10 protein-coding genes are annotated in these 9837 nt (G+C 73.3%); 4 read left to right on the plus strand and 6 right to left on the minus strand.

The features are described from left to right. Together PLP61_RS00365 and PLP61_RS00370 are read right to left on the minus strand one after the other, a co-directional pair. Nucleotides 1–1585: hypothetical protein (locus tag PLP61_RS00365; RefSeq protein WP_324499243.1), on the minus strand; the 1585-nt coding region annotated here is incomplete at its 3' end. A gap of 134 nt (nucleotides 1586–1719) precedes the next feature. Beyond that, nucleotides 1720–1938: a hypothetical protein gene (locus PLP61_RS00370; protein WP_324499245.1), complete on the minus strand. Its 219-nt coding sequence runs from the start codon at nucleotides 1936–1938 to the stop codon at nucleotides 1720–1722. A gap of 103 nt (nucleotides 1939–2041) precedes the next feature. On the opposite strand from PLP61_RS00370, the gene PLP61_RS00375 reads away from it, so the two are divergent. Then, nucleotides 2042–2881 carry a TIGR03618 family F420-dependent PPOX class oxidoreductase gene (locus tag PLP61_RS00375; protein ID WP_324499247.1) on the plus strand — a complete coding sequence of 280 codons (840 nt, stop codon included), beginning with the start codon at nucleotides 2042–2044 and terminating at the stop codon, nucleotides 2879–2881. Nucleotides 2882–2884: 3 nt separating this feature from the next. On the opposite strand, the gene PLP61_RS00380 is transcribed toward PLP61_RS00375, so the two are convergent. The 3 genes from PLP61_RS00380 to PLP61_RS00390 are packed head-to-tail and all read right to left on the minus strand — an operon-like array spanning nucleotide 2885 to nucleotide 5678. Beyond that, nucleotides 2885–3493, minus strand: a complete 609-nt coding sequence (locus PLP61_RS00380; RefSeq protein WP_324499249.1) for a LutC/YkgG family protein — start codon at nucleotides 3491–3493, stop codon at nucleotides 2885–2887. Next, nucleotides 3490–4923 carry a lactate utilization protein B gene (locus tag PLP61_RS00385; RefSeq protein ID WP_324499321.1) on the minus strand — a complete coding sequence of 478 codons (1434 nt, stop codon included), beginning with the start codon at nucleotides 4921–4923 and terminating at the stop codon, nucleotides 3490–3492. The genes PLP61_RS00380 and PLP61_RS00385 overlap by 4 nt, the downstream gene beginning before the upstream one ends. A gap of 17 nt (nucleotides 4924–4940) precedes the next feature. Further along, the gene (locus tag PLP61_RS00390) at nucleotides 4941–5678 is read right to left on the minus strand and encodes a (Fe-S)-binding protein (protein WP_324499251.1); all 738 of its coding nucleotides are present in this window, start codon (nucleotides 5676–5678) and stop codon (nucleotides 4941–4943) included. A 133-nt stretch (nucleotides 5679–5811) separates the two neighbouring features. On the opposite strand from PLP61_RS00390, the gene PLP61_RS00395 reads away from it, so the two are divergent. From PLP61_RS00395 to PLP61_RS00405, 3 genes are read left to right on the plus strand one after another with little or no spacing between them, the layout of a single operon-like run. After that, nucleotides 5812–6783 (plus strand): NAD(P)-dependent alcohol dehydrogenase, encoded by a 972-nt coding sequence (locus PLP61_RS00395; protein ID WP_324499253.1) that lies wholly within the window; start codon nucleotides 5812–5814, stop codon nucleotides 6781–6783. Nucleotides 6784–6813: 30 nt separating this feature from the next. Then, nucleotides 6814–7827 carry an NAD(P)-dependent alcohol dehydrogenase gene (locus tag PLP61_RS00400; protein WP_324499255.1) on the plus strand — a complete coding sequence of 338 codons (1014 nt, stop codon included), beginning with the start codon at nucleotides 6814–6816 and terminating at the stop codon, nucleotides 7825–7827. A 31-nt stretch (nucleotides 7828–7858) separates the two neighbouring features. Further along, complete coding sequence (locus tag PLP61_RS00405; RefSeq protein ID WP_324499257.1) at nucleotides 7859–8578, plus strand: VOC family protein; 720 nt, start codon at nucleotides 7859–7861, stop codon at nucleotides 8576–8578. A gap of 19 nt (nucleotides 8579–8597) precedes the next feature. On the opposite strand, the gene PLP61_RS00410 is transcribed toward PLP61_RS00405, so the two are convergent. Continuing rightward, on the minus strand, nucleotides 8598–9837 hold a 1240-nt coding region (locus PLP61_RS00410; RefSeq protein ID WP_324499259.1), incomplete at its 5' end, for an HNH endonuclease.

The following is a 9837-nucleotide window of genomic DNA, read 5'->3' on the forward strand; positions in this document are numbered from 1 at the left end:
GCCCGGTGTCGCTGGGCTCAGCGGACTGCCCGGTGGTGGCCGGCGCGGTGCCGGGCATCCCGTCGTCGCCGTGGTCCCCCACGCCGAGGACGACGAGGAGGCAGACGGCCAGCGTCAGGAGCAGGCCACCGAGCACGACCCAGCCCCGCCTCCGCCTGGGCCTGGTGGGGCGGCGAGACGCTGCAGGGGGACCCGACCGGGTGGCGGGACGGGGAGCGCGCGCGACGTGCGGCACGCTCGTCATGGCCTCCTCCATCACGCCCAGCTGGTGGGCGAAGAACCTCGCGCTGGGGACGTCACCGGATGCCTCGGCTGCCGTCAGGCCCGCACGGAGGGTCTCCCCCCACGCCGCCCACCGACCGACCAGGGCCAGGGCCTGCTCCGCCGCGGCCGCCAGGACCACGACGTCGATCCACCGCCGGTCCGCCAGAGACGCCTCCAGCACTCCGGCGATCACCGGGACCTCCGCCGCGACCTCCTCGGGGATCGAGCGCTCTCGCACCCAGGTGGTGAGCACCACGGCCGCACGGTGCCGGTCCTCTACGGGCGCCTCTGCCCGGACCCGTGCCTGCCATCCGTGGAGGTCGTCGCCTTGGACCAGGCCGCGCTGCGCCAGCTCGAACAGCAGCTCACCCGCGTCCGGTCGTCCGGAGTACGCCGCCACCGGTCCGGCTCCCACCGGGACCCCGAAGGCCGCCAGCGCGACCAGGACGGCGTCCTCGTCCGCGGACACCGACCTCTGCACAGCGAGGAGCAGGTCCTCGGGTCCTGCGTCCACCCCGAACCCACGTGCCACCCCCACCAGGTCCCCGCTGCCGGCGCGGACGAGGCTGGCGAAGCGTACGAGCTCGAGCGGGTTCCCCTGCAGGACCTGGCACACCTGCGCACCGACCTCGTGCTCGCGCCGGCTCAGCGCCCGGCCGACCGTCGCCTGGATGAGCGCGACGCCGTCCTCGTCGGCCAGGCCGCTCAGTGCGAGGCCGTCCACTCCCTCGAAGAGGCGCTGCTCACTTCCGGCGAGAAGGAAGAGCGAGGCCGGCATGGCCTCGCGAAGCTCCTCGAGCTCGTCACGGTCCAGTCCTGCGTCGTCAAGGACGACAAGGAGCCTGAGGTCGTGCAGCGAGCTGGCCAGCTCCTCGCGGCGCGGGACCAGACGTCGCGTCCCCTCGTAGCACGCGTCGAACAGGTAGCTGAGCGTGTCAGCGACCCCGAGCCGTGCGGGAACCGCCACCACCCCGTCCGGGGTCCGGGAGGTCAGCCCTGTGTTCGAGGCGGCCCGCAGCAGCACGGACTTGCCCACGCCGCCGGGACCGAAGACCTCCACGGAGGTACCCGCGGCGAGCGCGGCCCGCACCCTCTGCAGCTCCCCGGTGCGGTCCACGAGCGACGGGAACGCCGGTGCCGGGCGCAGGACGGGCGGCGGCCGGCGCACGATCCGGACGTCGGACTCCGCGTTGACGACGACGTGCGCGCCCTGCGCGGCGTCGATCTGCACCACCCGGCCACCGATGGCCACCTGGCCGCCGGAGACCCCCTGCACACGCCCGCGGACCGTGTCCGGGTGTTCTGGGGGCGGCCCGGCCATCTCGCACCTCTGCTCCCGAGCGAACGAACGGCCCGGGACCGATGACCATCCGCTCCACCTACCACGCTATCCCGCTGCGTCCAGGCCGCGGGCATGACGCGCGTCACCTAAGACGCGCGTGTGGTCGGGTGCCGTCAGTCCAGGTGCAGGTGGACGGCGTCGGCCAGGCGAACCGCAGCCTCGTCGATGTGCAGCTCGCAGGGTTCGCGGGTCTCACAGTCGGCCACGTGTGCCGTGTGGTCGTTGCTGCCCGGAGTCAGGTGCAGGTTGTCGCAGGCGCAGGCGCAGTCGCACGCCATCTCGTGGGGGGTGTCGGCATCGGCGTACACCCAGTGGGCGGGAGGGGTGTCCATAGCCGCACGCTAGTCGGGCCGGGCCGGGGTGACGCCCTGGGGCGGCGTGACCTGCGTCACGTCGGGAGGGACTCGATGCAGCACGCTCGGGGAGAATGGCTTCGTGGACGTGGTCCCCTCCTCCCACCAGGATCTGCTCGACCGGCCGCTCGTCGCGGCCCTGTCCACGCTGACCCCTTCCGGTTACGCCCAGACCCATCCGGTGTGGTTCAGTGCCGAGGGACCGTGGCTGCAGGTCAACACGATGCGCGGGTTCTTCAAGGAGCGGAACATGCGGGCCGACCCACGGGTGACCCTGCTGGTGGTCGACCCGGGACCTGACGTGCACTGGCTGGAGGTCCGCGGTCGGGTCGAGCTGGTGGAGGCGGGGGCACGTGAGCACCTGGACGCCCTCGCCCTGCGCTACACCGGCACAGCGCCGTACTTCGGCGAGGTCGTGCCGGCCGAGCTGGCCACGTCGGAGTCGCCGGTGATCGGACGTATCGCTCCCCTGCTGGTGGTGACCGACCTCCTCGCTGACGCGGCACCCGAGAGACGCCGGCCACCGTCGGCGAGACCGGTCCCCCCTGCACCGCGACCAGCGGCCACGGGGCCCGTGGTCCCGGTGCCGGGCTCGCACCGGGAACTCCTGGCCGCTCCGTACCGTGCGGTCCTCACGACGCTCATGCCGGACGGGCACCCGCAGACCCAGCCCGTGTGGTGCGGCCTCGACGGCGACGAGATCCTCGTCACCACGACCCGGGAGCGCCGGGAGGGGCGCAACCTGCTGGCCCGTCCGCGGGCGACCGTGCTGGTGGTCGACCCCGCCGACACCGGCCGCTGGATCGAGGTCCGGGGAGACGTCACGATCACCCAGGGCGGCGCCGAGCGCCGCGGGGCCGAGACGCACCTGGTGTGCCGCATCCGCCCTCGCCACGTGGTGTGCGACGCCATCCACCGCTGACGACTAGTGCGACGGGTCCGGGCCGGCGACCAGCAGCACCACCAGCGTGCGCGGGCCGTGCACGCCCTCCACCCGGGTGAGCTCGATGTCACTGGTGGCGGAGGGGCCGCTGATCCAGGTCTGGGGACGTGACGGGTCCAGCCGAGCCACGGCCTCGGGGACGCCGGGCACCACCTGGTCGGCTCGGACCACGCACACGTGCAGGTCGGGGACCAGCGACAGGGCGCGGCGTCCCTGACCCGGCCCGTGGTCGAGGACGACCGTGCCGGTGACCGCGATGCCCAGCGTGGCGCCGGTGACGACCGCGTCGATCCGGTCCAGCTCCGCCGGGCTCTGGCCGGAGTCCACCACCGCGCCGTCGACCGGCCACGGCAGTCCCGCGGGGACCACCACCGACCGCCCGGCCAGCGCGTCGCCGATCGCTGTCTGGACCTCCTTCGGGGCGCAGCGCACCACCGTCGCCCGGTAGTCGGCGACCCGCTCCGCGAACAGGGCGACCGGGTCGTCGTCCGCCCCCGGTCGCCGGTACTCCCGCCCGACAGGTGGTGCGGTCAGGGACCTCGGCGCCAGCGCCCGGCGTACGGCGGCCAGGACGTCCTCACGCGCGCTCACGGTCCGGTCCTCCCGCCGTCGGTACGCCGCCACCAGGCCCGGAAGGACTCACGGGGAGGAGTCGGCAGGTCTCGTGCGAAGGTCCAGCCGGCCGCGGGCCCGGGGAGGCGCCGTCGGCCCACGCGCCCGACGAGGCCGCCGGCCAGCCCGGCAACCCGCGTGAGGGCGCTCAGCCGCCAGCCACGCGAGAGTGCCCACGCCGCGCCGCGCATGGCGACCGTCTCGGGTGTGGGTCGGCCTCCCCGGTGGGCGTCGACCACCTGGGCCCGCAGGTCGACCAGCACGGAGGGGATGTCGATGCGCACCGGGCAGACCTCGAAGCAGGCACCGCACAGGCTGGAGGCGTACGGCAGGGAGTCGGTCTGCGGGTCGTGCCCCACCCCCCGCAGCAGCGGGTTCAGGATCGCCCCGATCGGGCCCGGGTAGACCGAGCCGTAGGCGTGCCCGCCGGTCCGCTCGTAGACCGGGCACACGTTCAGGCAGGCAGAGCACCGGATGCAGCGCAGCGCCTGCCGACCGACCGGGTCGGCCAGGGCGCGGCTGCGGCCGTTGTCCAGCAGCACGACATGGACCTCCTGGGGCCCGTCGCCGGGGGTGACACCGCTCCAGGTGGAGGTGTAGGGGTTCATCCGCTCACCGGTGGCAGAGCGCGGCAGCAGCTGCAGGAACACCTCGAGGTCGGTCCAGGTCGGCACCACCTTCTCGATCCCCACGACCGAGACCAGCACCTCGGGCAGGGTGAGGCACATCCGGCCGTTGCCCTCGGACTCGACCACCACCAGCGTCCCGCTCTCGGCGACCGCGAAGTTCGCGCCGCTGACCGCGACCCTGGCCCGCAGGAACTTCTCGCGCAGGTGCGCGCGGGCCGCGGCGGCCAGCGCGAAGGGGTCGTCGGTGAGGTCGCTGGGGGCGGGGCGGCCGACGGCGGCCATCTCGCGCAGGAAGATCTCGCGGATCTCCGACCGGTTCCGGTGGATGGCGGGCACCAGAATGTGCGAGGGGAGGTCGTGGCCCAGCTGGACGATGAGCTCGGCCAGGTCGGTCTCCCAGGCGGCGATCCCCCGCTCGGCGAGGGCCTCGTTCAGGCCGATCTCCTGGGTGGCCATTGACTTGACCTTGACCACCTCGTCCACCCCGTGCGTCCGGGCCACCCGTGCCACGATCTCGCACGCCTCGGCCGCGTCGCGGGCCCAGTGCACGGTGGCGCCGTGGGCGGCCAGCGACTCCTCCAGCTGGACCAGGTAGGTGTCGAGGTGCTGCAGGACGTCGTCCTTGATCGCCGCACCGGCCAGCCGCAGCTCCTCCCACTCCGGGAGCTCGCCCACGACCGCGGCCCGTTTGGCCCGGATCGTGGTGGTCGCGTGGGCGAGGTTCCGGCGCAGCTGCGCGTCGGTCAGCGCGGTTCGTGCGGCCTCGGGGAACGCGGGCATCCCCACGAACGTGCCGGTCACGGAACCGCCTCCTGCGCGGCGAGGACCTCTGCCAGGTGCATCACCCGGACCCCCGACCGCTGCCGGTCCAGCAGGCCCCCGAGGTGCATCAGGCAGCTGTTGTCCCCGGCAACCAGCACCTCGGCGCCTGTCTCGACGACGTGGCGGACCTTGTCGGTCCCCATCGCCACCGACACGTCGGGGTTCTTCACCGAGAACGTGCCCCCGAAGCCGCAGCACTCGGTGGCGAGAGGGAGGTCGACCAGGTCGAGACCGCGTACGGCGCGCAGCAGGCGGGTCGGACGGTCGCCGACCCCGGTCATCCGCAACGAGTGGCAGGTGGGGTGGTAGGTCACCGTGTGCGGGAACGACGCGCCGACGTCCTCCACCTCGAGCACGTCGAGGAGGAACTCGCTGAGCTCGTGGACCCGCGGTGTGAGCTGCGCGACCGCCCGGCCCAACGCCTGGTCGCGACTCCGTGAAGCGACCAGCCGGTGCTGATGACGCACCGAGCCGGCGCACGAGCCGGAGGGAGTCACCACCGCGTCGTACCCCTCGAACGCCTCGACGAACGTCCGCACCACCGGGACGGCCTCGTCGAGGTAGCCGGTGTTGACCATCGGCTGGCCGCAGCAGGTCTGCGCCTGGGGGAACTCCACGTCGACTCCCAGCCTGCGCAGGAGCGAGACGACCGCCTTGCCCGTGCCGGGGAACAGCGCGTCGTTGAGGCAGGTGACCATCAGGGCGACCCTCATCGGCAGACCCCCTTCTGGCCGGTCAACCTAGCCCTTCAGGACGGCACCTCCCAGGGTGGTGCCGGGTAGCCCACGAGTACGCTCCCCTGGTGTCGGCCTTCTGCCCCTGAGCCGCCACCGAGAGGGGGTCTGCGTGTGGGCCATCGAGCAGCGAGGGTACGGCGAGCCCCGCGACGTGCTGCACCTGACCGACGTGAAGGTCCCGGAGATCAGTCCCGACCAGGTGCTGGTGCGCGTGCACGCGAGCTCGGCGAACCCCTACGACTGGCACCTGGTCTGCGGTGAGCCGGTCCTGATGCGTCCTGGGCTCGGTGGGGTCCGGGCACCGCACCGGGTGGTGGGCGCCGACTTCTCCGGTGTCGCCGAGAAGGTCGGGAGCGCGGTCCGGGACGTGGCCGTGGGCCAGGAGGTCTACGGGTTCGCCGACGGCGCGTTCGCAGAGCTCCTCGCCGCACCCGCAGGCAACCTGGCCCGCAAGCCGGCCACCTTGACGTTTGCGCAGGCGGCGGCGGTCCCCTTGGCTGCCGTCACCGCCCTGCAGGGGCTGCGCCGGGGAGGGCTCGCCCGAGGGCAGCGGGTGCTGGTCGTCGGGGCCTCCGGAGGAGTCGGGACGTTCGCGGTCCAGCTCGCCAAGCACGCCGGGGCCGAGGTGACCGGCGTGTGCAGCACCGATCGGCTCGAGCTGGTCCACGGCCTGGGCGCTGACCGGGTGATCGACTACACGGTGCAGAACCCGGCGTCCGCCCCCGCGGCGTACGACCTGGTCCTTCAGCTCGGTGGCCGCTACTCCCCACGAGCCCTGCGTCGGGTGCTCGCACCGGGCGGGACGCTGGTCCAGTCCTACGGCGACGGCAACCGGTGGCTCGGCCCGATCGGCGGGATCGCGGCCGGTGCCCTGCTGAACCTGCTCACCAGGCAGCGGATCACCAGCTTCGTCGCCAAGGAGGACGCCGAGACGCTCGAGGAGCTGCGCGGCCTGATCGAGGCGGGTCACCTCAGGCCCGTCATCGACAGCGAGTTCCCGCTGGAGCGGGCCGCCGACGCCGTCGCCCTGGTCAGGGAGGGGCGTCCTGCCGGCAAGGTCGTGGTCACCGTCGCGGACTAGGGTCGCAGGGAAGGCCCCGAGGAGGTCCACGTGCGCGCGATCGTCCAGGAGGAGTACGGCCCCCACCGCGAGGTCCTGCGCCTGTGCGAGATCCCGAGCCCCGTCCCGGGCCCCGGGCAGGTGCTCGTTCGGGTGCGGGCCACCTCGGTGCACGCCGACGTCTGGCACGCCGTGACCGGAGTGCCGTACGTCCTGCGGCTCATGGGCTCCGGGCTGAGGGCTCCGAAGCAGCCGGTCCCCGGCACCGACCTGGCCGGCGAGGTGGTCGGTCTGGGTCCCGGGGCAGCCGCGTTCGCGCCGGGCGACCGGGTGTTCGGCGAGGTGACCGCCAGGAACCAGTGGGGCAACGCCGGCACCTTCGCCGAGCTCGCGGCTGTCGACGAGACGCTGCTCGCCCGCATCCCGGAGACCCTCTCGTTCGAGCAGGCCGCGGCGGTCCCCACTGCTGCGCTCATCGCACTGGTGAACCTGCGCGACCAGGGCCGGGTCGCTGCGGGCCAGCGCGTGCTCGTGAATGGGGCGGGCGGCGCGGTCGGGGTCTGGGCGGTCCAGCTGGCCAAGTACTTCGGCGCGGAGGTGACGGCCGTCGACGGTCCGGCCAAGCTCGACCTGCTTCGCGCCCTCGGCGCCGACCGCGTCATCGACTACACCCAGCAGGACTTCACCCGGCTCGGCCTGCGCGTCGACCTGGTGCTCGACATCGTGTCGCAGGCACCGTTCTCCGACGTACGCCGAGCGTTGGAGCCCGACGGCACCTTCGTGCTGGTGGGCCACGACCAGTACGGCCGGTCGGGGCACCGGGTGCTCGGCAGCCTCAGACGGATGCTGCCGCTGATGGCCCTCTCCCCCTTCGTCAAGCAGCTCCCCGGGGTTCGGCCCGGTCCCCCGCGTCGGGAGAACTGGGCCACCCTCGTGGACCTGCTCGGCCAGGGTCGTGTCCGGCCGGTGGTCGACGAGCGGGTGTTCCCGCTCGAGCAGGCCGCCGAGGCGATCGACTACCTCGCAAGCGGTGTCGCGAGGGGGCGGGTGGTGCTCACCGTGTGACGGGGCCACGCACCGGACCTACGGTGGGTCCATGTACCTGGAGAACCTCGTGTTCGACGCGGTCGAGCCGCAGCGGCTGGGCCGCTTCTGGGAGATGGTCGTGGGTGGCGAGCGGCTCACCGACGAGCCCGACATCTTCGAGACCCGGCTCACGGTCGAGGGCGGACCGGTGCTCGACCTGTGCTTCCAGCGGGTACCCGAGCTTCCGTCGGAGCCGCTGCGGTTCCACCTCGACCTTCTGGGTGGCACCAGCCAGGGGGCGGAGGTCGAGCGGCTGCTCGCGCTCGGCGCACGCCATCTCGACATCGGTCAGGGGGACGTTCCCTGGGTGGTGCTCGCCGACCCGGAGGGAAATCCCTGCTGCGTGATGGAGGACCGCGCGGCGTACGTCGACACCGGCCCGATCGCGGCGCTCCCGCTCCACTCCGCCGACCCGGACCGCGACGCGGAGTTCTGGTCCTGGCTGACCGGGTGGACGGACGCGCCCGGCGTCGCACCTCGCACCCTGCGTCATCTCTCACTGCGAGGTCCTCTCCTGGAGCTCTGCCCCGAACGGGAGCCGAAGGGGATCGCGAAGAACCGGCTGCACCTCGACGTCCGGCTCGAGCCCGCGGACGATGCCGACGACGTGGCCTCCGGCATCGCCGAGCGTGGCGGCCGCGAGCTGCACCCCGACTGGGGCGACCTGCCCTGGCGGGTCTTCGCCGACCCGTCGGGAAACGAGCTGTGCGTGCTGCCGGCCCGCTCGTGAGGAGTCGGTCGGGGTGGGGTCAGGCGGCGTACTGGATGGGGGAACCCCAGTGGATGTCGAGGGCGAGGGGGTGTCGGTGCGCGACGGGGTCGGGTGGTCGGCGGGGTGGAGCGGGTTCGGGTGAGGGGTACCGGTCGCCGGTGGGTGTGATGGTGAGGACGGAGCCTGCTGGTCCGGGGCGGGCACGCCAGCCTGGTGCCTGTTTGGTGTAGTTGCAGGCCTCGCAGAGTCCTTGGCCGTTGGCGAGGCTGGTGGGGCCACCGGCGTGGTCGGGCACGACATGGTCGTGGTGGCGGATGGGTGCGTCGCACCACGGTGTCCGGCACACCTGGTCGCGCAGGTCGATCAGCTCTGCCAGCCCCGTCGGGAACCGGCGGGTGTGCGCCTCGATCGCGACCAGGCGACCGTGGGCCGGGTGGGTGTAGAGCTTGCGCAGGGTGGCCAGCGCCCCACGGTGGCCGACGAACCGGCGGGCCACCCCGGCCGGGACCGGACCGTAGCCAGGGATGACCGCAGGCTCCTCATCTCCGCCGAGCAGCGTCGTGTCGGTGATCAGCAGGTTGACCCGGACCCCGACATCATCGGCCTTCTTCTGGCCGGTGACCCGCTCGACCACCGTGTCGGCCATCACCTGCCCGGCGGTGCGCGGATCCCCCGCCGCCCGCGCGGCGTCGGCGGCACGACGCAGGGCGGCGTAGGCGGCCACGCCCTGGGTGACCGGGAGCAGCGCGGTCAGGTAGGTCATCGTGTCCGGCGCCGGACGCAACGTCACGCACCGCTCGGACTCCGCACGCGCCGCACGGGCCACCACCGCGTGCGGGTCGGCCCGGTAGGCCATCGCCCTCACCCGGGCGACCAGCGCCCGATCCCCTAACGAGACCACCCCCGCTGGCTCGGCCCACAGCTCGGCGTCGATCGCGGTCCGGTCCGCACGCGACAGGCACGCGGTCTCCCGCGCGATCAACGTCGCGCGCCACTCGTTGCACCCACCGCACTCCAGGGCCTGCAGGGTCTGCGGCATCTCGTGGACCAGCGCCTTGGCCAGCCCCAACAGCCGACCACCGCGGTGCGGCGACTCCTTCCGGGCCAAAGCCACCTGCGCGGCGACGCCGGCCCCGCGGCGCGTGGCAGGCACACCGGCGGCTGCCTGCTCCCGCTCCTGGGAGGCCGCGAACGCCACCGCGATCCGCGCCTGCGCCGCACACGCGGCCGCCTTCAGGTCCTCCAACGCCCTCAGCTGCGCGACCCGCTCCCGATCA

The organism is Nocardioides sp. (assembly GCF_035429765.1).
Classification (GTDB): domain Bacteria; phylum Actinomycetota; class Actinomycetes; order Propionibacteriales; family Nocardioidaceae; genus Nocardioides.